The organism is Casimicrobium huifangae, assembly GCF_009746125.1.
Taxonomy (GTDB): Bacteria; Pseudomonadota; Gammaproteobacteria; order Burkholderiales; family Casimicrobiaceae; genus Casimicrobium; species Casimicrobium huifangae.
Genome location: NZ_CP041352.1, coordinates 487,740 through 512,221, shown reverse-complemented (window position 1 = coordinate 512,221; position 24,482 = coordinate 487,740). Strand labels below are relative to the sequence as shown.

General features: G+C 63.5%; 25 protein-coding genes. 9 read left to right on the top strand and 16 right to left on the bottom strand.

Annotated features, from left to right (window positions below; translation table 11 throughout):
• Nucleotides 1-40 precede the first annotated feature (40 nt).
• Nucleotides 41-817, bottom strand: coding sequence for a molybdate ABC transporter substrate-binding protein (locus FKL89_RS02320; RefSeq protein WP_162527364.1), 777 nt, complete (start codon nucleotides 815-817; stop codon nucleotides 41-43).
• A gap of 202 nt (nucleotides 818-1,019) precedes the next feature.
• On the bottom strand, nucleotides 1,020-2,063 hold the full coding sequence (locus FKL89_RS02315) for an SLAC1 family transporter (protein ID WP_156861110.1): 1,044 nt from the start codon (nucleotides 2,061-2,063) through the stop codon (nucleotides 1,020-1,022).
• A 152-nt stretch (nucleotides 2,064-2,215) separates the two neighbouring features.
• Between FKL89_RS02315 and FKL89_RS02310 the strand changes: the two genes are divergently transcribed.
• Complete coding sequence (locus tag FKL89_RS02310; RefSeq protein ID WP_156861109.1) at nucleotides 2,216-3,574, top strand: Hsp70 family protein; 1,359 nt, start codon at nucleotides 2,216-2,218, stop codon at nucleotides 3,572-3,574.
• A 22-nt stretch (nucleotides 3,575-3,596) separates the two neighbouring features.
• Here FKL89_RS02310 and FKL89_RS02305 read toward each other — a convergent pair whose 3' ends face one another.
• The 7 genes from FKL89_RS02305 to FKL89_RS02275 all read right to left on the bottom strand — a co-directional run bounded on the left by FKL89_RS02305 (nucleotide 3,597) and on the right by FKL89_RS02275 (nucleotide 10,242).
• Nucleotides 3,597-4,316, bottom strand: a complete 720-nt coding sequence (locus FKL89_RS02305; RefSeq protein WP_156861108.1) for a DUF2987 domain-containing protein — start codon at nucleotides 4,314-4,316, stop codon at nucleotides 3,597-3,599.
• Nucleotides 4,317-4,482: 166 nt separating this feature from the next.
• Nucleotides 4,483-5,352: a VOC family protein gene (locus FKL89_RS02300; RefSeq protein WP_156861107.1), complete on the bottom strand. Its 870-nt coding sequence runs from the start codon at nucleotides 5,350-5,352 to the stop codon at nucleotides 4,483-4,485.
• Nucleotides 5,353-5,392: 40 nt separating this feature from the next.
• Nucleotides 5,393-6,850 carry a right-handed parallel beta-helix repeat-containing protein gene (locus FKL89_RS02295; protein WP_162527363.1) on the bottom strand — a complete coding sequence of 486 codons (1,458 nt, stop codon included), beginning with the start codon at nucleotides 6,848-6,850 and terminating at the stop codon, nucleotides 5,393-5,395.
• A gap of 185 nt (nucleotides 6,851-7,035) precedes the next feature.
• The gene (locus FKL89_RS02290; RefSeq protein WP_156861105.1) at nucleotides 7,036-7,245 is read right to left on the bottom strand and encodes a hypothetical protein; all 210 of its coding nucleotides are present in this window, start codon (nucleotides 7,243-7,245) and stop codon (nucleotides 7,036-7,038) included.
• A 275-nt stretch (nucleotides 7,246-7,520) separates the two neighbouring features.
• Entirely contained in the window at nucleotides 7,521-9,077 is a 1,557-nt protein-coding gene (locus FKL89_RS02285) for an ammonium transporter (RefSeq protein ID WP_156861104.1), read from the bottom strand.
• 16 nt (nucleotides 9,078-9,093) lie between these two features.
• The gene (gene glnK / locus FKL89_RS02280; protein ID WP_156861103.1) at nucleotides 9,094-9,432 is read right to left on the bottom strand and encodes a P-II family nitrogen regulator; all 339 of its coding nucleotides are present in this window, start codon (nucleotides 9,430-9,432) and stop codon (nucleotides 9,094-9,096) included.
• A gap of 21 nt (nucleotides 9,433-9,453) precedes the next feature.
• Nucleotides 9,454-10,242 (bottom strand): TorF family putative porin, encoded by a 789-nt coding sequence (locus FKL89_RS02275; protein ID WP_156861102.1) that lies wholly within the window; start codon nucleotides 10,240-10,242, stop codon nucleotides 9,454-9,456.
• A 204-nt stretch (nucleotides 10,243-10,446) separates the two neighbouring features.
• Here FKL89_RS02275 and FKL89_RS02270 point away from each other — a divergent pair, with 204 nt between their 5' ends.
• Nucleotides 10,447-10,677, top strand: a complete 231-nt coding sequence (locus FKL89_RS02270; protein ID WP_156861101.1) for an accessory factor UbiK family protein — start codon at nucleotides 10,447-10,449, stop codon at nucleotides 10,675-10,677.
• A gap of 240 nt (nucleotides 10,678-10,917) precedes the next feature.
• On the opposite strand, the gene FKL89_RS02265 is transcribed toward FKL89_RS02270, so the two are convergent.
• The 3 genes from FKL89_RS02265 to def all read right to left on the bottom strand — a co-directional run bounded on the left by FKL89_RS02265 (nucleotide 10,918) and on the right by def (nucleotide 14,450).
• Nucleotides 10,918-12,717 carry an ABC1 kinase family protein gene (locus FKL89_RS02265; RefSeq protein WP_156864510.1) on the bottom strand — a complete coding sequence of 600 codons (1,800 nt, stop codon included), beginning with the start codon at nucleotides 12,715-12,717 and terminating at the stop codon, nucleotides 10,918-10,920.
• A gap of 201 nt (nucleotides 12,718-12,918) precedes the next feature.
• On the bottom strand, nucleotides 12,919-13,875 hold the full coding sequence (fmt, locus tag FKL89_RS02260) for a methionyl-tRNA formyltransferase (protein WP_156861100.1): 957 nt from the start codon (nucleotides 13,873-13,875) through the stop codon (nucleotides 12,919-12,921).
• Between the two features lie 65 nt (nucleotides 13,876-13,940).
• On the bottom strand, nucleotides 13,941-14,450 hold the full coding sequence (gene def / locus FKL89_RS02255) for a peptide deformylase (RefSeq protein ID WP_156861099.1): 510 nt from the start codon (nucleotides 14,448-14,450) through the stop codon (nucleotides 13,941-13,943).
• 251 nt (nucleotides 14,451-14,701) lie between these two features.
• On the opposite strand from def, the gene FKL89_RS02250 reads away from it, so the two are divergent.
• From FKL89_RS02250 to FKL89_RS02220, 7 genes are all read left to right on the top strand, one after another.
• Nucleotides 14,702-15,904 (top strand): LysM peptidoglycan-binding domain-containing protein, encoded by a 1,203-nt coding sequence (locus FKL89_RS02250; protein WP_162527362.1) that lies wholly within the window; start codon nucleotides 14,702-14,704, stop codon nucleotides 15,902-15,904.
• A gap of 110 nt (nucleotides 15,905-16,014) precedes the next feature.
• Nucleotides 16,015-17,157 (top strand): DNA-processing protein DprA, encoded by a 1,143-nt coding sequence (gene dprA, locus FKL89_RS02245; RefSeq protein ID WP_156861097.1) that lies wholly within the window; start codon nucleotides 16,015-16,017, stop codon nucleotides 17,155-17,157.
• A complete protein-coding gene (locus FKL89_RS02240) occupies nucleotides 17,154-17,750 on the top strand; it encodes a hypothetical protein (protein ID WP_156861096.1) in 597 nt (198 codons plus the stop codon). The genes dprA and FKL89_RS02240 overlap by 4 nt, the downstream gene beginning before the upstream one ends.
• A gap of 75 nt (nucleotides 17,751-17,825) precedes the next feature.
• Entirely contained in the window at nucleotides 17,826-19,397 is a 1,572-nt protein-coding gene (locus FKL89_RS02235; protein ID WP_156861095.1) for a hypothetical protein, read from the top strand.
• Nucleotides 19,398-19,825: 428 nt separating this feature from the next.
• On the top strand, nucleotides 19,826-20,209 hold the full coding sequence (locus FKL89_RS02230; RefSeq protein WP_156861094.1) for a hypothetical protein: 384 nt from the start codon (nucleotides 19,826-19,828) through the stop codon (nucleotides 20,207-20,209).
• Nucleotides 20,210-20,262: 53 nt separating this feature from the next.
• Nucleotides 20,263-20,733, top strand: a complete 471-nt coding sequence (locus FKL89_RS02225; protein WP_156861093.1) for a tetratricopeptide repeat protein — start codon at nucleotides 20,263-20,265, stop codon at nucleotides 20,731-20,733.
• Nucleotides 20,734-20,893: 160 nt separating this feature from the next.
• Nucleotides 20,894-22,102 (top strand): hypothetical protein, encoded by a 1,209-nt coding sequence (locus FKL89_RS02220; protein ID WP_156861092.1) that lies wholly within the window; start codon nucleotides 20,894-20,896, stop codon nucleotides 22,100-22,102.
• A gap of 27 nt (nucleotides 22,103-22,129) precedes the next feature.
• Here the strand turns inward: FKL89_RS02220 and FKL89_RS02215 are convergent, their stop codons facing one another.
• The 4 genes from FKL89_RS02215 to FKL89_RS02200 are packed head-to-tail and all read right to left on the bottom strand — an operon-like array spanning nucleotide 22,130 to nucleotide 24,172.
• Nucleotides 22,130-22,783 (bottom strand): aquaporin, encoded by a 654-nt coding sequence (locus FKL89_RS02215; RefSeq protein WP_156864509.1) that lies wholly within the window; start codon nucleotides 22,781-22,783, stop codon nucleotides 22,130-22,132.
• Nucleotides 22,783-23,292: an arsenate reductase ArsC gene (locus FKL89_RS02210; protein WP_156861091.1), complete on the bottom strand. Its 510-nt coding sequence runs from the start codon at nucleotides 23,290-23,292 to the stop codon at nucleotides 22,783-22,785. Before FKL89_RS02210 ends, FKL89_RS02215 begins: the two co-directional genes overlap by 1 nt.
• Nucleotides 23,293-23,304: 12 nt before the next feature.
• A complete protein-coding gene (locus FKL89_RS02205; protein ID WP_156861090.1) occupies nucleotides 23,305-23,808 on the bottom strand; it encodes an ArsI/CadI family heavy metal resistance metalloenzyme in 504 nt (167 codons plus the stop codon).
• 10 nt (nucleotides 23,809-23,818) lie between these two features.
• Nucleotides 23,819-24,172, bottom strand: a complete 354-nt coding sequence (locus FKL89_RS02200) for an ArsR/SmtB family transcription factor (protein ID WP_156861089.1) — start codon at nucleotides 24,170-24,172, stop codon at nucleotides 23,819-23,821.
• Between the last annotated feature and the right edge of the window lie 310 nt (nucleotides 24,173-24,482).

Here is a 24,482-nt window from a genome sequence, read left to right as displayed (position 1 = left end):
GTCGGCCTGTTCGATGATGAATGCGGGTTCGCGCGGTCGGCTAGGGCGCAGCAAAGCCACTCTTGCGGCTTGCCGCCTGTCCCGCCGACCCGGCAAGATAGCGCAGCAATGCGGCGCCATTCGTGCGGCCCTTCAGCGCGGCGGCCTGATAGCGCGTGGCAAGACGATACGGCGCCGGCAACGCGCCCACGTAGCGCACGCCGGCGTGCTGCACGATCTCGCTGGACTGGCTGATGCCGAGCTCAAAGCGACCAGCGGCGACGGCCTCGATCACGTCAACGCCGAACGGCAGCACGGTGATGCGTGCGGCCAGTTGCTCGCGCAGGCCCAGTGCCTGCAGCACCGTCGCAAAGTGCGCGCCCGCCGTGGCGCCGCGCGCCGGATCGGCGTAGGCGATGCTCTTCGCAGCGAGCAAGGTGGCGCGCAGGCCTTCCGCGCTGCTGATCGCTGGCAGCGCCGTCGCAGGTGCAGATGCGGCCACCGCGAGCCCCACCTGCACGTCGCCAATGTCGCGAATGCTGTCTCGGTCAATGAGATCAAGCTTTGCCAGCTGTGCAATGGCGGCCTGACTGAGGATCACCACGTCGGGCCGTTCACCGCGCTCCACGCGTTCGCGCTGCGCGCCAACCGTGTCGAAGTGCGCCTGCAGGCGGTCGCCCGACACGTCGGTGAAATCCGCTTCGATGCTGTGCAGCAGCGCCTTGGCTGCGCCCGCTGCCAGCACGCTCACCTCGGCGGCAGTTGCGGCACAGGATGCCGCGAAGGCAACGACGAGCAGCAGACTGCGGCGAAGTTGGATAGTGACTGGTGCTGTCATCGCGATTCGCCCCCGCTTTGCGCGTTTGCGGATTGCCGAAACACAGCATTGGCCCATTTCCTGGAACAATCAGCTTTTGGTTGAAATGACGATTTCATCGGACCTGACGAGGTGAATCGGCAATAGTCGACTTTTCACTGAATCGCCTCCAAGCCCCGATAAGACGGTTGTTTGACACAAAAGCTGCTACGCTCTTGAGGCGTCAACCCGGCGGAATCAGCCGTCCGCGCAGCAGCAGCAGCAAGGTGCGCAGCGCCAGAAAGAGGATCAGCGCCGTCGCGATCAGCGCGGCGGCGTAGGCCACGGCCGGGGGCCAGCCGCCGCGCCGCACCGTCTCGGCAATGGCCGAGGCGAACGCAGCCACCGGGAACGAGAACGACCAGAACCCTGCCGAGAACGGTATGCCGCTCCACCAGCGCCAGCGCGCCAGCACCGCGAGGATCGGCCCGCAGGCCACGCCGAGACCAATCAACAGCACATCAGCCGGCAACGCAGGCCACAGGATCGACGCGGTAAGCGTGGCCACCGGCGCCGGCGCAATCTCGACGCCCAGCGTCGGACGCAGCGGTGGCGGCAGCGGCCCGGCGAACAGCCGGTTCAGCACGCGCACCTCAAGCAGGGCCCAACCGCCGAGCGCCATGCCGAACAGCAGCACCGCCCAGCCGTGATGGCCCAGCGCGGAGAGCGCCATCGCGCCGATCAGCCCACCGCCTACTGGCGGCAGATAAAGTGCTGGCGTCATGGTGTCACCCGCGATGCCGCCGGTTGCCACCTGCGACACCACTCGCACCGCAATCACCGCCTGCACCGCCAGCGCCAGTGCCACGATCGGCGCGCCCCAGCCGCCTGCGGTCATCGCGCTGCCAGGCGAGGACCAGAGCGCCACTGCCAGCATCACACTCAGCGGTGCCAGCGACAGCATCGCCCCCTGCACCGGATGATTGAAATCCCGGGCAACGTCAGCGCGGAAACGGATCAGGCGTACCACCCAGAGCACCAGAAGCAACTCGAGCAGACCGGTCGCCACATTCAGCGACGCCGTAGCGATCGCGTCGGCGTATTCCCACTTGACTGCCGCTATCCGTCGCCATGCGCCCGCCAGCCCAAGCAGGCCGAACGGAATGGCGAACAGCCCCGGCGGCATTCGCGCCAGCCACGACCGCCCGGTACCGATGGGCGTCACCGTTGCGCCCGGGCCGGGTGGCGATGCAGGGGGAGCAGGTGGCGGAGACGAGACGATGTTCACGCGGCTAGTGTAGGGCCGATGCTGATGTCGATGCACCGTTTTGCATCAGTCGGTGAACTCAGTCGATGCCGTAGAATCCGCAGCCCGCCAGCCAGCCCGCACATCGCCAGTTCGTCACGCCATGCGTCGACGAAGGGCGGTGTATTGCTTTTATGCCCAGCCCTTCCCCTTCGTCGTCGTCCTCCGCTGCCATCGCGCTTGGTCTGGACTTCGGGACCACCAATACCGTGATCGCTGCTTCGACCCAACCCGGCGTGGCGCGCACGCTGCCTTTCACACTGGCCGGCGATACCCATGCCACCTTCCGCTCGGCAATGTGCTTCTGGGATGAAGACACCGGTGCTGCGCACGACCTGCGCTTTGAGGCCGGGCCGTGGGCGATCGAACGCTTCATCGATGACCCGATCGATTGCCGCTTCCTGCAGTCGTTCAAGACGTTCGCGGCGAGCCGATCTTTCACCGAGACGCACATCCACGGCCGCAAGTTCACTTTCGAGGATCTGCTGACAGCGTTCATCGAAAAGATGCGATCCCATGCGGGCGGTGCGCTTGATGACTTGCCGCCACGACTGGTTGCCGGCCGGCCGGTCGCCTTCGCCGGCGTGAACCCGAACGAAGCGCTGGCGCTGGAGCGCTATGAGCGGGCGTTCCGGCGCGTCGGCTTCGGCGAGATTCTCTACGTCTACGAGCCGGTGGCGGCAGCGTACTTCTTTGCGCAGCGGCTCACCCAGGCGGCGACGGTGCTGGTGGCCGACTTCGGCGGTGGCACCAGCGACTTCTCGATCATCCGCTTTGAACCGGGCAGCGGCAAAGGCGGTGCGCTGAAGTCGATTCCACTGGCGCATTCCGGCGTGGCGGTGGCAGGTGACGTGTTTGACTATCGCATCCTCGAACATGCGATCCTGCCGCAGCTCGGTCATCGCGCGAAGTACCGGAGCATCGACAAGATTCTCGAAGTGCCGACGCATTTCCATCATCGCTTTGCACAGTGGAACCAGCTCGCGCTGATGAAGTCGCCTGCGGTGCTGCGCGACTTGCGCGAATACCTGCGCTACGCGATCGAGCGAGACGGCCTCGGCAAATTCATCGCGTTGATCGAAAACGACCTCGGCTATCCGCTTTACAAGGCGGTGGCAGATACGAAAGCCGCTCTGTCGAATGCGCCGTCAGCGACGCTGGCATTTCGCGCGACAGGGCTCGGCTACGACCTCGCGCTGGACGCCACCATCGAGCGCGCCGCCTTCGACCAGTGGATCGCCGATGACCTGCAGAAAATCGAAGATGCGGTGGACGAAGCGCTCGGCGAAGCAAGGCTCGATGCGAAGGACATCGACCGCGTGTTCCTCACCGGTGGCACTTCGTTCGTGCCGGCGGTGCGTGCCATCTTCGACCAGCGATTTGACCCAACCCGCATCGAAACCGGCGACCAGCTGGAGTCAATTGCCTACGGTCTCGCACTGATCGCCCGGAGCGACGATCCGCAGGCATGGGCAGCAAGCGCGTCGCGGTAGATGCCGTCTGCCACAACCGCCATCAAAGCTTCGGCGGCGCCTCGCTGAATACCAGCGTCGGCTGCAACTGTGCCCAGCCCGGCTTCAGCTTGAACTTGAGCACCCCCTTCTCATCGGCAGTGAAGGTTTCAAGCGTCTTGCCGTCCTTCACCACCCGCATCGTCTGCCCGCGCGGCTCGGGATATTGCAGCGGCACTTCGAAGTTGCTCAACGAGGGGAAAAACAGCATATAGCCGAACCAGCCGAGCAAGTCCTTGCCCGCAGTTTGCAATTGCCGCACCGTTTCTTCGATTTCATAGTACGGAATCTCCTGCCCGCCCGACCACGCAACGGCCAGCGTGAGCGACGCGGCCAGACTGCCCTTCGGCTGATTGCTGCGAATCTCGGCGTCGGTCTTGTACAGCTCGGCACGCATCGGCACTGTGACCGTGCCGTCGGCACCAAGCCGCACCGGCAGGCTGGTGGCGTCGTTGACGATGGCCACCCGTACATCGGCAAGTTTGACCGACTCATCCTTCGGCGTCACCTTGATCTGCATACGCACCCGGTCGAGCTTCGATTCCTCCATCCGCTTCAGGCGAACGTAGACGTCATCGTACGGCATCATCGCCGCGTTCTTCGGGCTCTTGACGATGACTTCTTCGAACTGAGTGTCGACCGCTTGCGCGGCGGAGATGGTGATCGGGTTGGTGGCGAAGAACACGAGCGCAGTCAGGCCGGGTGCCAAGCGTTGCGACATCATCAAAATTTCATTGGATCAAAGCCACAATCTTACAGCGTAAACTAAAGATCGCTCGAACTGCGAGATTGACGGCTGGGAATAGCAATGCGGAAGAAGCCGGGGTTTGGCACCATCGCGCTACGGTCGCCCGTACATCAGGTCACGCCCCGGCGTGGTCCGGGACGTGCTAGCTGCGCATCCAGGCGTTGCCCCACAGGTTGAGCGCCCGCGGCCCGTGCGGCCACTCGCGATAGGCCTGATCGGCCGTCATCTGCTCAAGCTCGGCCGAGAATTCGACCTTGTAGCCGTCCGGATCTTCGATCATGAAGAACAGGTTGTTGCCGACGCCATGCCGCCCCGGGCCCCACCAGATGGGGATTTCCAGGTCGCCGCAGTGATCGGCCCAGTCGCGGATCGCGTTCCAGTTCGGTACTTCATAGGCGTGATGATCAGGCCCCGGCTGTGGCGCCCGGAACACCGCGAAACTGTGATGCTCGGCGTCGGAGCGCATGAACGCCGATGACAGATCGCCGTCGTTGTCGACCACGCGGTCCGACTCGATGAAGCCCAGCGCATCGCGATAGAACTCAAGCATGGCAACCGTCTGCGTTGAAGCAACCACGAAGTGCTGAAGACGGGCTGGCAGATACTCGGCGACTTCCGGTGGCGCGGCTTCGGTTTGCGGTGCAACGCAGAAGACAACCATACGACGATCCGGGTCACGCAGACCGAAGGCGTTGTCACCGACGATGGCCGCCAGACCGGCCGCGACCGGGTGCAGCTCAATCGCCATGGTCTGCAATTGCGCCCGATAGGCCGCCCACTGCTCGACGCCGGGAAAGGCATAGACCACCAGCGGCACGGTCTTTGGCGTACCAGTGCGAAACAGCATCCAGCGATCAGCGCCGCGCACTTGCCAGACATCGTCTGCCACCTGCTCCACCGGATCACCAAGCAGTTGCGAGTACCACTCCGCACAGGCATGCGCATCTTCGGTCGCGCGCTCTACGAGCAGCAGGCGGGCGTTCCAGAGCAGGGTATTGGCTGAATGCGGCATCGGAGTAGCTGGCTGGGTAAGGATTGAACGGCGGGTTCGCTCAGCGCCGCCTGCGGGGCACACCGGCGGCGGCGAAGATGGCGAGCGTCAGCACCAAAGCCGCAAGCAATATGGGGTGCAAGGTTGGCACCGGTATCTGTGGCGACGCCAGGAGAATGTTGTTCTGCGGATTCCCGGTGCAGGCAAACGTGGTGTTGTCGATTGCCCAATTGGTGAATGTCGTATTCACCGTCGCCGGGTTGCCCTGGCCCAGCGGGTTCGCCGGATTGATCGGGCCATAAGGACTGCCCCACCAGTTGCACGCCAGGCTCACCGTCCCCTGAACCGGCGTATTGGCAGCACCGACTGCATTGTTGACAAACTGGTTGCCACTGCCCTGGATGGTGGCGGCAAAGGCATCGGCCAGGTTGTCGTCGAATACGGTGAGACCGGCGGCTGCCGCCTGACTGACCACATTGCCACCGGACAGATTGACCACCGTATTGGCCGGACTCGACGCCTGGGCAACCACCCCCCAGTTGCTGCCGGTGATCGTGTTGCCAGTGAGGTTGAGCGTCAGCGCGCTGGCCAGAATGTTGGCGTAACGGTTGGCTGAAAAGGTATTGCCACTGGCGGAAAAGCTCTGGCCGACCGTGGTGGCAACTGCCACCAGGCCGCCGTCATTACCGGAGATCGCGTTGTTGTTGATGGCTGTCCCGGCGCCAGCGTCAAACAGCAGAATACCCGTCGCCCAGACATCAGCGACGCCTGGCCCGCAGCCGACGGCACCACACTGGTTGTTGCTGACGATATTGTTGCTGACCGTGGCGATCGCGCCGCTGCTGATCTGGATGCCGTTTTGCGCAGTATTGGGCGGTGGCAGCTCGCCCGTCACACTGCTGCCAGTCACCGTCACTACGGTCCCGGTGTTGGACAGCGTGATGCCGTTCTTCTGATAGGTGTCGATGATGTTGTTGCTGATGCTGCCACTGGCAGACTGTGAGGTGCTCGGCGCGCCGTAACGGATCGCCGAGCCGTTCTGGCAACTGCTCAAGGGCGGCGAGATGTCGCGAATCATCAGCACATGGTTGTTGCTGAGCGTGAGATTGGCACCACCCCCGGCAAAGATGCCATAGCCGATCGAGCCGCAGGTGCTGGAACCCGGCCCCTGAATCTGCAGGTTCTGGATGGTGGCGGAGGTGGTCGCGCCGGTGACGAAAACGATGGTGGTCTGCTGGCCCGGGCTGCCACCCGGCACAGCCGGATTGCTGGTCAGTACTGCGGGCGCCTTGATGATCGTGCTGGCCATGCCGGCGCCATTCAGCACGACGCTTTTGCTGATGGTCAACTCTTCGGTGAAAGTGCCACCACCAATATTGATCGTGTCGCCGGCCGCCGCCTGCGACAACGCATAGGCAATCGTGAGACAGGGTGCACCCAGCGTCTGGCAATTGCCCGCGTTGTTACCAGTGGTGGTCACATAGAGGTTCGCCGACGACGATGCAGCGGAAAAGGTCATAGCCCCCAGCAGGACTGCCACCATCCGCAGGAGTGCAGGCGCATGGCGCCCGGCCAGACAAACTCGCATCACCATCTCCCCCAATCGCCGCGCGGCAAAACGTTTGCCGGTTTATAGCAACAATCGGCGCCGTTTGCGAGCAGCCAGATCAAGCTTTGACGACCTCCCGTCGGCAGTGCGGCGCTTTATGACCTGGCGCGGTAGCCGAACAATCGCGCCGGCAGCAAAAGGATGGCCTTGAGCAGTGCAAACAGTGCGTCGAAGGTGATTCCAATCAGGCGGAACGGCAAGCTCAGCAACCAGAAGATGGGCCACAACACCAGCGCCAGCAGGGCAATGGGCCAACTCAGCACGAACAGGATGCACCAGGCAATCAGCAACAGTAGATATCTCATGGTCCCTCCTGGGCGGACAATGGCATCGGGTGATGCCCAGCGCCCAAACAACGGACCATACGCGCAAGTGTTGACCGTCAATACCTGCGGGCGACCGGCACGCGGCAGCGGCGACGGGATGCGTGACAGGACGACGTACGGCGGCGAGGCGTGGGCGACGGACTTGTTGCCATCTGCTGGTCGCAACGTCTCAAAAAACAAAAGGCCCGCCGAAGCGGGCCTTTGTCGTCCACCCCCGGCTGAGGAACCCGGGGGCTTTCGAGTCGTTGCAACGACTAGCGGTTGTAGGCGCTTTCGCCGTGCGACACGATGTCGAGGCCTTCGCGCTGCTCATCATCGCTGACCCGCAGACCGACGATCAGATCAGCGATCTTGAACGCGATGAAGGCAACCACAGCCGTCCACACGATGGTGAGCCCGACGCCCTTGGCCTGGATGATGAGCTGGCCCATGACCGAGTAGTCCGCCGGCTTGGTCATTTCCATCTTCACCCAATCGGCCACGAAGCTCGGGCCACCCAGGTTCGGGCTGTTGAAGATGCCCGTTGCCAGTGCACCGAAGATGCCGCCCAGCGCATGGACACCGAACACATCAAGCGCATCGTCAGCCTTGAGCATCTTCTTCAGGCCAGACACACCCCACAGGCAGAGCGGGCCTACCAGGATGCCGATAATCAGTGCGCCCATCAGGCCCACGTTGCCAGCAGCAGGAGTAATCGCAACGAGCCCCGCGACGGCGCCCGAGGCGGCACCCAGCATCGAGGGCTTGCCCTTGAGGAACCACTCAGCAAGGATCCACGACATCACTGCCGCAGCGGTTGCAACGAAGGTGTTCATGAAGGCGAGACCGGCCGTACCGTTGGCTTCGAGCGCCGAGCCAGCGTTGAAGCCGAACCAGCCCACCCACAGCAACGAGGCACCGACCATGGTGAGCGTCAGCGAGTGCGGCGGGAAGGCTTCCTTGCCGTAACCGACACGCTTGCCGACCAGATAAGCACCAACCAGACCGGCGACACCGGCGTTGATGTGCACCACGGTGCCGCCCGCGAAGTCGAGCGCGCCCCATTGCCAGATCTTGCCGGCGGTGGCGTTGAGACCATCAACCAGCTTGGCATCGGTGTAGGCATCCGGACCCGGCCAGAACCAGACCATGTGGGCGATCGGGATGTAGCTGAAGGTGAACCAGATGACCATGAAGATCAGCACAGCCGAGAACTTCATGCGTTCGGCGAAGGCACCAACGATCAGTGCGCAGGTGATGCCGGCAAACGTCGCCTGGAACGCCATGAACACGATCTCGGGAATGACCACGCCCTTGCTGAACGTTGCAGCGGTGGCGAAGGTACCGGCGATGTTGTCGAACAGGCCCTTGCCGAACAGCCGAGAGGTGCCGCCGAAGAAGGCATTGCCCTCGGTGAACGCGAAGCTGTAGCCGTAGATCAGCCAGAGCACCACGATCAGCGAGAAGGTGACCATCACCTGCATCAGCACTGACAGCACATTCTTGGAACGCACCAGACCACCATAGAACAGGGCAAGACCAGGCACAGTCATCATGATCACCAGCAGCGTCGACACCATCATCCAGGCGGTGTCGCCCTTGTTGGGTTCTGGAGCCTTGGCTGCAGGCGCCGCGGGCGCGGCAGCAGCGGGGGCCGCCGCTGCCGCTGGCGCCGCTTCGGCCGGCTTGGCCGCGTCTGCCGGTTTGGCGTCAGCCGGTTTGGCTTCGGCGGCTGGCGCTGGCGTGGCAGCCGGGGCCTGTGCGACCGCGATATGGCTTGCACCCAGCGAGAGCGCGGCAAACAGGGCGCCGATAAAGAGACGTAGTTTCATGTTGGATGACCCCCGCTTAGAGCGCGTCCGGACCGGTTTCGCCGGTGCGGATACGGATAACTTGTTCGACCTCGAACACGAAGATCTTGCCGTCACCGATCTTGCCGGTGTTGGCGGCCTTTTCGATGGCTTCGATCACGCGCTCGACGAGCTCGGTTTTGACCGCGACTTCCACTTTCACCTTAGGCAAAAAGTCGACGACGTATTCGGCACCGCGATACAGCTCGGTGTGACCCTTCTGGCGCCCGAAGCCCTTGACTTCGGTCACGGTGATGCCCTGCACGCCCACGCCGGCGAGGGCTTCACGCACCTCGTCGAGCTTGAACGGTTTGATGATGGCAGTAACCAGTTTCATGACAGGTTCCCCCGGTTGGATTTAGAACGACTTGGTGTACTTGATCAACGCGTAAGGCGTTGTCTTGCCGGTGAACTTCTTGCCGAGCGGGGTGTAGAAGCCCTTGTCAGCATCGGTTGCCGTGACGCCACCGGAGAGCGCGAAGCCGTTGCCGAAGTCGTAGCCAAGTTCAAGCTTGCCGTCGGTGTAGGTGCCGGCGCCGCCGGTGTTCTTGACAATCTGGTGCCCCACGTGCGCCGTCAGCGTCAGGTTGTCCATGATCGGAAAGGTGCCGGTCAGGTCAAGGTAGCCGCTGTTGCGTGAATTCGCCACACCGAAGATCGACTTCGACACCACGTGCGAGTACTTCAGCGTGAACATCTTGAAGGTGCCGGCAACGTAGAGCTCGGTGGTGTCGGGCTTGGTGGCGCCGGGGGCGACAGAGCCGGTGTAGAAGTACTGCAGCACGCCGACGTCGTAGGCGATCGGGCCGGCTTCGCCCTTGTACCCCGCATAGAGGTCGATCTCGGCGCTGCCGCTGCTGATGCCGTAGTCCTTCAGCCAGCGGATGCTGGAGCCCCAGGTACCGATATAGAAGCCGCTCGAGTGCGCGTAGTCGGCACCGATTTGCAGTGCCGGCTTGAAGTCCGACTGATTGAGGCCGCGATAGATATAGGAACTGGCGACACCGATATTGACCGAGAACGGCGCTGGCTCGGGAGCCGGTGCCGGAGCGGGCGCAGCAGCGGGCGCCGGAGGGGTTTGCGCCAGCGCGAAGCTGGCGAGCAGGCTGGTCACTGCGGTGGTGACGAGGGTGCGTTTTAGTTTCATCGTGAATCTCCTGGAGGAAAGGTCAAAACAGCAAGACTGGGCAGCACTTCGCAAACGCCGTGCCAGCACCAGCACCAGTCACGGCACGCAGGCCGGGCGCCTTGGGCATCGTTTTGGTGCCGATTGCTGCGCAGCAGCAACGCGCGCTCCGTTTTGGGGCGACCACAGAGAAAGACGAAAGCAGTGGTTTGCTAAACTTTTCCCATGACCCTCGATGAACTTGCAGCACAGCTTAAAGCTGTGCTGGCCGGCAATCCCGGTGAAGACCTGCAGAAGAACCTGCGCGCAACACTTAGCGCGGGCCTCGCCCGCATGGACGTGGTGACCCGGCAGGAGTTTGACGTGCAGCGCGAAATGCTGGCCGCGTTGCGCCAGCAAATCGATGAACTCACGGCGAAAGTTGACGCGCTGGAGCGCGAGAGCTCAGCGTCCTGACGGCAGTTTGATGCAGCCTGCCACCGCTTTGCGGGTCATCGCTCGCGCCTCGAATTTTGGCGATTGCCGCTTCGCGGGCGGCAGCGTAGGCGCAGCGACCGACGATGGTGTGCTGTGTCGGGCTCGGGCGCGCCACGTTCAGTGTCGGCACCACGGTATCGCCAGGCTACTCTGCCTGGGCATTGTGAAAGACTCGGGACCAGACATGCAGACTAAGCAGCGCAACGGCTGACAAGTGCGCTAAACGTCGTCGTCGCGATCGGCGCGGTTGCTGCGCCAGATCGAACGCAATAGCCAGATGCCGCCAACGACGGCAGCGCAAAACCCAAGGAACCCGAAGGCTGGCAACCCGAACAGGGTCGGGCCGCCCGACACCGTCATCACAATCGACGAGCCGATGATCAGCGCGGCGATCACCAGTGCGACTGCCATGCGATTGGCCGCACGATCGATCTGATCGCCCACGCGCTTGAGGTGGATCAGCTCCAGACCGACGTTGAGGCGGCCGCGGCGTGCGGTACGCAGCAGCTTCGACATGTCGTGCGGCAATTGCTCGGCCACCGCCAGCGCACGGCGGATGGTTTGCCAGCCTCGTCGCGCCATGACGTTCGGCTGATAGCGCGCACGTACGACCTGCCGGAGCAGCGGCAGCGCCTCGCTGGCCATATGAAAATTGGGATCGAGACCACGGCCCATACCTTCGAGAGAAATGAAGGCCTTGATCAGCAACGCGAGGTCCGACGGCAGGGCGAGATGATGTTCGCGCAGGATGGCGGTGACGTCTCCGAGCATGCCGCCAAGGCTCAGACTCGCAAGTGGTGTGTCGTGGTACTGATCGACGAAGGCCTCGATCTCGGTCTCCATCAGCGACAGGTTGAGCCCGTGATCATCGCCGGTCCAGTCCATCAGTACATCCGCCACTGCCTGCGGTTGCCGCTCGACCAGGCCGAGCAGCAGTTGCAGCAGTTCCTCGCGTCGCCGCTCGGAGAGCCGCCCGACCATGCCGAAATCGATGAAGGCCACGCGATTGACCGGCAGATAGAACACGTTGCCCGGGTGCGGATCGGCGTGAAAAAAGCCATCCTCGACGATCATCTTCAGCACAGCGTGCGCGCCGCGCTTGGCGAGCAGCGTGCGGTCGAAGCCCTCGGCATCAAGCCGCGCCAGATCACTGCCAGCCACACCGACAATGAAGTCCTGCACATTGATGCGCTTCTTTGTATACGCCCAGTGCACGCGCGGGATCACGATGTCGGGCAGCGCTGCCAGATTCTTCGCCATGCGCTCGGCGTTGTGGCACTCTGCCGCCAGATCGAGTTCCCGCTTCAGCGAACGCGCCAGCTCGCGCACCAGCTGCTGCGGGCGATAGGGCCGGAGCGCCGGCATCTGCGCGTCCGCCATCGCCGCGAGACGGGCGAGCAGTCGCAGGTCGGACTCGATGGTGGTCTCGATGCCTGGACGGCGAATCTTGACGATCACCTCGGTGCCGTCGGCCAGTGCAGCGCGATGCACCTGCGCGATCGACGCGGCAGCCAGTGGCTCGATTTCGAAACGGGCGAATACCGCCTCCGGCTCGGCGCCCAGATCCTCAAGCAACTGCGGGCGAAGTGCGTCCAGCGGCAACGCCGGCACGTGGCTGTGCAGCTTTTCGAATTCGGCAATCCATTCCGGGCCGAACAGATCGGCGCGTCCGGCCAGCACCTGACCGAGCTTGACGAAAGTCGGCCCCAGCTCCTCCATCGCGAGGCGCACCTGCACGGGCGGCTCGATGCGCGCGAGATCGGCGGCGTGCTCCCAGTTGAGCACATGACCGGCGCGCTGCAGACGATCAGCAAGACCAAGCCGGCGCACCTGCACGGGCGGCTCGATGCGCGCGAGATCGGCGGCGTGCTCCCAGTTGAGCACATGACCGGCGCGCTGCAGACGATCAGCAAGACCAAGCCGGCGCACCGCATCGCCAAAGCCGTGGCGCAGCAGGACGCCAGCGATCTCGTTCAGGCGACCGAGGTCACGGGCGGTATCGAGCGTTTCCAGCAACATCGTCGCGATCATATCGGGCGCCCGCCCCGTTGCCTTGCTGCAGCGCAAGCCGTGGGGGCTCTCGATAACGTGATTTTCGTCAGCAGGATTTGACTGAAACCCTTGTTCAATAAGGGCTCAGGGCATCTTTTTGTCGAAAGTCGACTTGCGAATCAATATGGCCTTGAGCCCAATTGGAATGGGCATCTTGGGTCAGAGCCGTTAGTTGCCCAGACGTTCACCAACGGCTGGATGACCGCCGCCGCGCAGCCAAGCCCCCACCGCCATGCGTTTGCCGCCAGCGCGCTGGATTTCGGTGACTGCAAGTACGGATGAGCCACAAGAAACAAGCAAGTGCTCACCTTCAGCGGCGGTCACGCTGCCCGGCTCACTGCCGAGACAGGAAGGCACCGGCACCAGACCGGTCGCCCAGACTTTCAGTTTTTCGCCGTGCCAAGTCGTCCATGCACCCGGCGTGGGGTTAAACGCACGCACCTTGCGATCGATTTCGACGGCGCTCGCCGACCAGTCGATCTGCGCTTCCTCGGGCGACACCTTGTTGGCGTAGGTCACGCCATGCGTCGATTGCGTGGCCGCCGCCAGCTCCTCGCCACGGCTGAGACGGCTGAGCACATGCACGATCGCCTCGGCGCCGAGGGTGGCCAGACGGTCGTGCAGTTCACCGGTGGTCTCACGGGCGCCGATCGCCGTAAAGGTCTCCAGCAGCACCGGGCCGGTGTCGAGCCCGGCCTCCATCTGCATGATGGCAACCCCGGTTTTGGCGTCGCCCGCCAGGATCGCGCGGTGGATCGGCGCCGCGCCGCGCCAGCGTGGCAACAGCGACGCGTGGATGTTCAGGCAACCGAGGCGCGGCACGTCAAGAATGGCCTGCGGCAGGATCAAGCCGTACGCCGCCACTACCATCACGTCCGGCTGCAGCGCGGCCAGCTCCGCCACCGCCTCCGGCGTGCGCAGGGTAGCCGGTTGCAGCACTGGCAGGTGATGCGCGAGCGCGACTTCTTTCACGGCCGACGCGGTGAGCTTCATGCCGCGACCGGCGGGGCGATCAGGCTGGGTGTACGCGGCCACCACATGCAGGCCGTGATCCGGCCCGGCGTGCAACAGTGCGCGCAGCGCGCGCGCCGCAAATTCAGGGGTGCCGGCAAAAACGACGCGCATGACAACTCGATTCAGAGGCGGTTTGGATTCGGTTGCGAGCCGGGCGAAGAGCAGGCGGCCAGCGCTCAGGCGCGCGCAGCCTCGCGATGGCGCTTGATCATCTTGCTCTTGACGCGCATCTGCTTCAACTGCGACAGATGATCGACGAACACGATGCCTTTCAGATGATCCATCTCGTGCTGGATGCACACCGCGAGCAGCTCGGTCGCCTCCAGTTCGAACGGTGTGCCGCTGGCGTCCTGCGCCCGCACCTTCACATGCGCGGCGCGGCGCACGTTGTCGTAATACTGCGGCACCGACAGGCAACCTTCTTCGCCAACGATCTCGCCGTCGGCTTCGATGATTTCGGGGTTGATGAAGACCTTGAGGTCACTCTTGTCCTGCGACACGTCGATCACGATCACTCGCTTGTGGACATCGACCTGCGTGGCCGCGAGGCCAATGCCCGGCGCGGCGTACATGGTCTCGGCCATGTCGTTGACAAGCTTCTTGATCGCCGGGGTGAACTCGGTCACCGGGCTGGCGATGCGTTTTAGCCGCGCATCGGGGTATTCGAGGATGGGTAAAAGCGCCATTTACTTGCCAAATCAGATGGCTGGTTGCACAATCTTCATGTAATTTCTCAAGGTTGGGGCCTTTTCCGGCGTTTCCAGACTCCCCTGCCTGATTCGGCGATGCGCTCTAGCGCGTTTGCGAAGCATTCAGTGGAGTCCGTACGCGCCAAAACAGCCGGCCGAAACCGCTGGATGTGACAGCATATGACAACGTCGTTGTTTTTTTGCCACGCCCGACCCACTCGCCAGGATACGGAATGTTAACGAACCACATGCAATCTTCATCCCGTGAACGGCAGCCCCGCCGTGGCGTTGCTGCGCTCGCAGCCGCTGCGACTGGCCTGATCGCCGGTCTGGCGCTCGCGCAGGCAACACCGGGGCCGGCCCCGGCCGCCGGCCCCGTTCAGGTGCAAGCGAATGCGCCCAGCAGTCATACGGTGGTGAAGGGCGACACGCTGTGGGGAATTTCCGGCAAGTTTCTGAAGACGCCGTGGCGCTGGCCTGAAGTCTGGCGTCTGAACAAGGACCAGATCAAGAACCCGCACTGGATTTACCCCGGTCAGGTCATCCTGTTCGATCCCAATGCACCGGGTGGTCCGCGCCTCTACCTCCAGCAGCCGGGCGACGTCGGCCCCGGCAGCGTTGTCCGCCTGTCACCGCAAATTCGCGCCGAAGCGCGTGCCGAACAGGCCATTCCGACCATACGGCCGGAAGACATTGAACCGTTCATGCTGCGCAATCGGGTGATTGGGGCGGAAACCTTCGACGACGCGCCGCAAGTGGTGAAGTCGGTGGGTGAGCGCGTCGCCTTTTCGCAATCTGACGCGATCTACGCCGTCGGCGTGAAGCCGGCGATGGGCAAGGTATTCCAGATCTTCCGCAAGGGCCGCGAGTTGCGTGACCCGGCGATCGCGCCGCGTCCGTGGTACCGCTGGCATCACGCCAACCCCGACCCCCAGATCATTGGCTACGAAGCCAGCTATCTCGGCGACGCCCGCCTGTTGCGTGAAGGCGAAGTCGCCCGGCTGGAAATCGTATCCTCAAAGCAGGAAGTGCAGATCGGCGACTACCTGATCCCGGCGCCGCCCGTCGAGACAATGGCATGGGTGCCGCACGCCCCGGAAGTCAAAGTTGAAGGCTTCGTGATGACGCTGCCGAATGGCGTGTCGGAAGCGGGCAAGACCAACGTGGTCACGCTCAATCTCGGCAAGCGGCACGGCCTTGAAGTCGGCCATGTGCTGGCCGTGTACAAGTCGGCCGAAACTTTCGCCAACCCGCGTTACAAGGAACATCCGATGAACTGGGTGCCGGGCTGGCCCAAGATTTCCGGCTCTGAACCGGTCACGCTGCAAATCCCTGAGGAACGCATCGCGCTGGTGTTCGTTTTCACCGTGTTCGACGGCGTGTCCTACGGGATGGTGATGAACTCGGGCGTTGACAACGTCCGCGCCGGCTATCCGGTGCGTAACCCCTGACGCGCGCGCCGGGCGAATGCAAAGGCACCTCACGGTGCCTTTGTCGTTTTTGGCTACCGGTCGTCTTCATCCGACATGACGTGCATCCGCTCCTGGCAGAAAATTGATCGATGACCATACACGCAGACGATCCCCTCTTCCTGCGCCTGGCGTTCACCCGCGGCGTCAGCGCCCGCGTTGCGCACAAGCTGCTGAGTGAGCTGGGCGACATCAACACGCTGTTTGCTGCCAGCACCAGCACGATCGCAGGCATCGCCGGTGACGCCGTCGCCCGCGCGTTGACCACAGCGCCGGACGGCACCGCCGCTTCGTTGATTGACGCAGCGCTCGCCTGGCTCAACGAAGCGGAAGACCAGCATCTGCTGACCTGGGCGCATCCGGCCTTTCCGGCGCTGCTGCTTGAAAGTGGCGACGCTCCGGTCATCCTGTTCGCCAAGGGCCGTCTCGACCTGCTTGAGCGGCCGGCGCTGGCAATGGTCGGATCACGCAACTGCTCGCAGGGCGGTACCGACACCGCGGAGGCGTTCGCCGAAGCGTTCTCAGCCAGCGGTGTGACCGTCGTCTCCGGGCTGGCGCAGGGTATCGACGCCGCCGCTCACGCCGGTGCGCTGCGCGCTGCGGCAAAACAATCCGCCACCGCCGGATCAACCATTGCCGTAGTCGGCACCGGCATCGACCGCGTCTATCCGGCCAAAAACAAGGTACTGGCGCACAGCATCGCCGAACAGGGCTTGATACTTTCCGAGTACCCGCTCGGCACGCCACCACTGGCAGAGAACTTCCCGCGCCGCAACCGAATCATCAGCGGCCTCGCGCGAGGTGTGCTGGTGGTTGAGGCATCAATGGCCTCCGGCTCGCTGATCACGGCCCGGCTCGCGGGCGAACAGGGCAGAGAAGTATTCGCGATTCCTGGCTCCATCCACTCCACGTTCCACAAGGGCTGCCACCACCTGATCAAGCAGGGTGCGAAGCTGGTGGAAACGGCGCAGGATGTGATTGAAGAGCTGCAGTTGGGCGCAGCGTCTTCCGCCGCTGCCGGGCAATCGGCGGCTACCGTCAACGAAGCGACCGGCATGTCGCCGTTACTCGAGTACATCGAACATACACCGATCGATGTCGACGCGCTGGTTGCACGTAGCTCGCTGCCAATCGATCAGGTGGTGACGGAACTCACCCTGCTCGAACTGGCAGGCAATGTTGAGTCGCTGCCCGGTGGTCTCTGGCAGCGCCGCGCGAAAAGAGAGCGAGCATGAGGGTTTTGCGTTCGGCGGTAGTCGCGCTCATTAGCGTGTACTGCATTGCGCAGGCTTGCGCTGCCAGCAGCGCGCAGTACGTTGAGTGGGCCGGGATCACCAACGCGGGGGTGGCATCCTCAGCGTCCAGCCAGTACCTGTTGTCCGCCTCGGTCGGCGATGCGGTCTTGCCACTTCGCGCCAACAGCGCCAACTACAGGCTCCGGGGAGGGTTTTGGGGCGCTGTCGTGGGCCTTCGGCAAGGCTGTGTGCTTGATGTGGATGGCGATCAAACGGTCAATGCGCTCACCGACGGGGTAATCATCCTGCGTGCGCTGCTCGGTTTGAGTGGCGACAGCCTCATCGCTGGCGCTGTTGGCGCCGGAGCCACGCGCACCACAGCGGCACGGATTGAGCCATTCGTCCATCTTGCCGCCCTTGATCTTGACGGTGACGGCAATGCTGCCGCAGCCAGCGATGGCGTGATGCTGTTGCGGGCGATGTTCGGCATGCGTGGGGCCAACGTCACCAGCGGCGCTGCGACAAACAGCGTTGCGTGGTCCAGCGTTCGCGATTACCTGAACAGCGAATGTGGCGTTACCTGGCTACCGTGATGACAGCCACGTCACTGCCGCTATTGCCCCCATTTGAAGTCTTCGTTGCAACCATCCTTCTCACGGGTCTCCATCATGCGCATCTGCACCATTAGTCAGCTGCTTCGTCGCAGCGCCGTCATCACGGCCAGTTGGGCCTGCGCGTTGCTGTTGCTGGCAGCGGCGGTCCTGCCTGCGACCGGTGAAGCGCAAATTCCGCGCAAGATCAACTACCAGGGCTACCTCACGACGGTTAACGGTGCGCCGCTGAACAACGCTGCATTGCCGGTAGTGGTCAAGCTCTATGACGCCGCCAGTGGCGGCAACCTGCTGTTCACCGAAACCCAAAATGTTGCCGTCAGCAACGGCGTGTTCAGCATGCAGATCGGCGCAGTGACCCCGCTCACGCTGAGTTTCGACCGACCTTATTTTCTCGGTGTAGCGATCAACGGGGACAGCGAGATGACGCCACGGCAGGCATTGGCTGCGGCGCCCTATGCACTGCGTGCCGTGCAGGCCGAGCTGTTTGGCACAGTGGCGCAGACCAGCGGCAGCAACACGCTCATTGATGGTGGTCCCTCTTTACCCGACGTCGGGCAATACAACGCCATCTCGATCGGTCTGGATGGCAACCCGGTCATCAGCTACTACGATATGACCAACGGCAACCTGAAGGTCGCCAAATGTGCGAACCCTGCGTGCACGGGCACCGCAGTCGTCACCACGGTGGACAACAGCGCGAACAACGTCGGCCGCTACTCCTCAATCACCGTGCCCGTCGACGGTCTGCCGGTGATCAGCTATGCCGACAGCACCGCCAAGTACCTGAAGGTCGCCAAGTGTGCCAACGCGGACTGCAGCGGCAGCGCGACGGTATCGTCGGTCGATACCAGTCTCAACGCGGGCGTGTACACCTCAGTCGCAATCGCCGGTGACGGCTTGCCGGTGGTGGCCGAACTTGTCAGCAATGGATTGAAGATCGTCAAATGTGTTGACCCGGCCTGCACTGGCACCGGCTCCATCCTACCCAACACCGACGGTCCACCGACGACTGCCATCGGGACTGACGGCGTGCCGCTGGTCGTACAGGCTCAATTCAACGGCAATCTTCGGTTCTCCCGATGCACCACAATGCAGTGCACCGCAACCACCACCGGTACGCTGTCCGCAACGGCCTCCCAGTTAGCGCCAGGGCTTGCCGTGTTGCCGTCCGGGCTGCCGGTCGCAAGCTATCTGGACTTTACCAACAAGCGCTTCGTCGTGACGGCCTGTGCTGACGCCAATTGCTACAACAGCAGTACGCTGCAACCAGGGGCAGTGAATGTCGTGGCAAACTACGCAGCCTTCAACACTGCCGACACCTCATTGGCCATCACACTCGGCGCCGATGGTTTGCCAGTCGTTGCGATCGGCGATCCGGAAATGGGTACCATCAAGGTGATCCGCTGCGCCAGTTTCGATTGCGCGGCAATCGCGTCAGTGAGCACGCCGGTGACGCTGCCGAGATCCGTCGGGCCTGGCGCCTTGAATGGCTTCCGATTGCACCTGTCACTCACGGTAGGCAACGATGGGCTGCCGGTACTCGCTTATTACGACCCGCTGAACCGGAGCCTACGTGCGTTGAAATGCACCAACGCTGGCTGCACCGGCACCGGGTGGCGGCGCTAGCCCATCATTTGTTGCCTTGCTGCCGGGCGCACATACCTTCCGCCGTCGCGGTTGCAACAAGCAGACGTGCTTCACTCAACGCAGCAAAGCAGGACTGAAGGCCGCAGCGCGCCGCAGTATGGGCGACGATGGGCCACGAAGCGCAGCTGGGCGCCACCGCCGTCACTGCCGCCTGCGACGCGCTGCTCGCGCCAGACACCCGGCGGTTGAGCGTCGGGCACACGACACGGGGCCGCCTGCGGGCGGCCCTTTTTTTTGTGGCTGAGATTGCCATGCTCCGGTGATTTTCCATACGCCAATACGGCAACCGCTCTACGGCAATCTGCGTATGTTCAGCCCGCGTCTGCACTTCTAAAGTTCATCCCATGCCGGATGTGCGTCCGGCACCACCGCCACATCACTTGAACGAACTACAGGAGTCAACCATCATGAAACGCTATCTGCTCGCTACTTTCGCTGCCATCGCCCTGTTTGGCAGCGCACAAGCCCGCGAAGTCGCCTACTGCGACTCCGGATTTGACATTCAGAAAGTCTCCGGCGACAAAGCTGTTTGCGCCAAAACCGAAAAGTTCTGGGACGACGTCGGCAGCCGTGCCTGCCCGCCCGGCACCGCCTACGTTGCGGGCAAGACCGAGGCCAGTGACGGCGGTGATCTCTGCTACGAGACCGTCTCTGGCAAACAGATGTCGAGCCTGCCGGCCCTGCCCTGCGGCATCGGCCAGCGCATGGACATCAACCGCGGCGCGCGCGACAAGTGTCAGGCTGAGAAGGAACGTACGGTCTTCGGCAACATCAAGACGCGCAACGAATAAGCCATGCCGAGGGTGCGCCAGTGCGTACCCTCGCGCACATCGCGGAGCAAACCATGCCCACCACCAACACCCGATTTCGCCATGCCGCCGCATTGCTCGGCGCCCTCACTTCCATCACGCTGTCACACGCTGCTGACACCGAAACCAGCCCGGCCAAAAACGCCGCGTCTACCGACTACGTGGCTGGTCAGCAGGCCGTCGAAGCCAAACAGTGGAAAGCTGCGGTGGACGCCTTCACCCGCGCCACGCTGCAAGACCCGAAGAACGCCGACGCCTGGAACATGCTGGGCTACTCAAGCCGCTGGGCGGGCGACTATAAGGCGGCGTTCGCTGCCTACGAGCGTGCCCTCGCGCTTGATCCACATCATCGCGGCGCGCACAGCTATCGCGGCGCTGCCTACGTGCGGACCAATGACCTTGCCAAAGCGCGCGCCGAACTCGCCACCCTGGATGGTCTCTGCGGGAAGGACTGCGAGGAATACAAGCTGCTGGCCAGGGCAATCGCGGAGTACAAACCGCAGTAGTCCCCCTCAACACCGACCGGGATTGGTTCCGGTCGCGTAGCACCTGATCGCCACACAGGTGCCGTTGGTCTGAAGTGTTTTTTCTTGTCTCAATTGGGACACTTGCGGGCGGGATTTTTCCGATATTCTGCGTTCGCACAACAGAACAAGCACAACAAAAATGACCGGTGTGTCCGTCGGCGCTTCCGCCACTTATCTTGATGATGTCACCCTTGCGCGGGCAGCGGCCCGCTGGGGCGCATTCTTTGCGTCCATCGACGACGACGAATGCCAGTTGCTGGACCGTTTCGCGCTCGGTGACAACCTCAAATCCATCTGTTTTGAGCTGGGCCTCAGCTGCGACGCGATCCGCAAGCGGCTGGTCCGCCGGCAGGATGCACTCGGCTTGCCTTCGACGGCGACCTTTCTGCATTTCTGGATGACGGTGCGCGGCCTGGGGCGCACCGCCGCGGACCCGACGATGCTGCGCTACGCCGAGCTGTTGCGCGCATCGCTCGGCTACTCGCCCAGCATGGTGCTGCCCTCGCCCGAAACGTCCGCCATGGCGCTGCAATTGCGATCGCGCGCGTGGCGTCCGGCCCCGAGCGCGGCTGCTCGCGACCGCGCGGACGCCGAGGCAATGACCATCTCGCTGCTGTCGCCCGCCGCCTGGCATGCCGTGCTGCTGGTAGCCACCAGTGGTTACTGGCAGGCGGACAAATGGCCGCACGTAAACGGTCAACACGAGCTCTTCCAGCGGCTGGTGCTGGTCGCCTCCGGCGCGGAACTGTCGGACAAGCTGGTCGCGTCACTGGATCGTGCGCTTGATCTGGGCAATGTGCCGTGGCTGCGGCCGATGCTGGCGTTTGGCACCGTCGAGTCGCCGTTGCTGGTGTCGGCGCCACCGTTGCCCTGGCCCAGTGATCGCGCCAAGGCGCCGCCGGTGTTCTCCGATGGGGCGTTCGACAGTACCCGCGATTTCCGCTTCGCGTCGGAGCTTTCGGTCCTGCTCGAACAGGGCAACACCGCAGCGGTGCAACGGCTGCTGTGCGCGGTCGATGACAGCATCGACTATGGCCCGCTCACCGGATTCTCGGTGGCGCTGGCATTCTTCCGTTCGAATTCACCCGGTCTGCGGGCCATGATTTCGCCACTGCTCAACCGTTTGATCAGTTGCCGTGCCCATCTGGCCGAGACGCTGGGTGTGCATCCGACGCGCCTGCTCGATTCGATTGCACTGACTGATTGCGGCGTGTCGGCACCGGCCGAGCGCTATCTGCTGCCCGGCGGCGACCGGCTACTGGCGCTGGCCGCCGAGCAGTTATTGCCAGAGGTTCGCGGGCTCTCCACGACTGGCGACGGCAGACCGCGCCTCGACCCGCGGCGCTGATCGTCGGCGTCGGCGCCGGTGATGGCGTCAACGCGCTCGCCACAATAGCCGCGCTACCGCCAAGGCAGCGACTCCGCCCAGCAGTTGCGCGGCGATAAAAGTCGTCACGTCGTCGGCGCGGACCCCGGCGAAGGTGTCGGTGAGGGAGCGCGCAATGGTGATCGCCGGGTTGGCAAACGACGTTGACGAGGTGAACCAGTAGCCCGCCGCGATGGCCGCCGGCACCGTCAACACCACGGCGACTGGCCGCGTCGCCAGGGTGCCCAGAAGGGTGAGCAACAGCCAGAAGGTCGCGACAAACTCACCCAGCGCTTCGCCGAACGAGCCACGCGCCTGGGTGGCCGACTGCATCAGCGGCAAACCGAACATGGCGTGCGCCAGCCATGCACCGGCGATCATGGCAACCACCTGTGCAGGCACATATGCGGCTGCGACACGCCACCCCTGCTCGCCACGCAACGCCAGCACCAGCGATACGATCGGGTTGAACTGCGCGCCGGAGAGCGGGCCGAACAGCACAATCAGCACGCCAAGCGCCGCCACCGTCGCCAGTGTGTTGCCCAGGAGCGCAACCGCCGCGTTGCCCGCCGCCAGCCGCTCGGCCAAGATGCCGCTGCCGACCACCACGCAGGCGAGCAGCAGCGAGCCGAGAAACTCGGCAACCAGCGCACGCCGGAGCATCACACCGTCGCCGCCTGCGTTTCGCCGATCTTGCGTACTTCGTGTTGCAGCGACTGCGCATCGAGCGCCGCCAGCGGCAAACTGGCGAACGCGCGCACGCGCTGCGTGATCTCGTTGAAGATGTGGCGGAACGCCTGCCGCTTTTCTTCATCGCTACCCTCAACCCCCGCCGGGTCGGCAAAGCCCCAGTGCGCGGTGGCCGGCTTGCCGGGCCAATAGGGGCACACTTCGCCCGCCGCGTTGTCGCAGACGGTGATGATGAAGTCCATCTGCGGCGCGTCGGGCGTGGCGAATTCGTCCCATGATTTGCTGCGCAGCCGGTCGGCCGGATAGCCAATCTGCGTGGTCAGCTCCACCGCGAACGGGTTGACTCGACCGGTGGGATGACTGCCAGCGCTGTAGCCGACAAAGCGCCCACCGCCGATCACCGAGACCAGCGCCTCGGCCATCACGCTGCGGGCGGAGTTGCCGGTGCACAGAAAGAGCACGTTGTACGTCTTGCTCATGATGGGTCCGCTGGCTCAGGCCGGTGCGCAGCAACCGCTGGTGCGCTTCGCCTCAGTCGGTGCGGCGTTGGCCGACGACGCAGCGGGTACGCAGCAACCGCTCGCCTTCGCGGTGTCGCTGCTGCCGCAGGACGGTGCCACCGCTCCATTGAACGTTTCCACCTCGCCCATCGTGTGATAGACCTCCCAGGCCACGCCCTGCGGGTCGGTCAGCCAGTGCTTGTTGCTGTGCGCGTAGCAGCAGCTGGTCTCGCCCTCGTCAAACAGCGCCAACGCGGCGGCGTTGTGCTGCGTCTTGAGCGCGGCCAGTTCGTCGTCGCTGTCGACCTGCAGACCGAGGTGATTGACACCCGGCGACTGGCCGCGCGCCGAGATGGCGAAATTGACGCGCGGATCGTCGAGCATCCACTTGACGTAGTCCGCCTTTTCAACAGCCGGCGCGGCACCGAACAGCGCGCTGTAGAAACGCGTGCTCTGCGCCAGATCGTCAACCGCAACGTGAACGTGAAATCGTTTCATGTTTGATCTTTCAGGGGGTTTTGGGGTCGCGCGCCGGTCTGGCCAGATCCGGCACACAGCAGGATGCGTCCTGCGTCGTGCTGCGCGCGCAGCAGTTTTCAGTCAGGAAGGCGAGCAGCGCGTTCATGGTGTCGAAGCGCGCCCGGTAAATCACATAACGGCCCTGTGTCTCGGAATCCACCAGCTCCGCGAAGCGCAGCTCTTTCAGGTGGAACGAGAGCACCGGCGGCGCCACGCCCAGTTGCTCGGCGAGCGCGCCGGCAGGCAGCCCCGGCGCGCCGGCAACGACAAGGGCGCGGAAGATGTCCAGCCGCGTCGGCTGGGCAAGGGCGGCGAGTTTGGCGGCGGCGTTGTTGGTTTCCATAATTCTATTTTCATAGAAATATCGAAAACGTCAAGCGTTTAGGGAGAAATTTGCGTGATCCCGGCGATCAGCTATTTTGTTAAACCCTTATTCAATTAGGGCTCAGAGCATGAAATGGCATCAAGTCGACTTTGTGCCGAATCGGCGGTCAAGCCCAAGACTGACGCCATTTGACACAAAAGGTGATGTGCCTGCCGCGCGCCCGCGCCAGCGCCGATAAGCTCGCCCGCGTGAGAGCGCGCGTCTGCTCCCGTCGCGCAGAGGCGTCAGCTACGCGCCGCCCGCAGGCGGCGATCGTGAGCAAATGCGA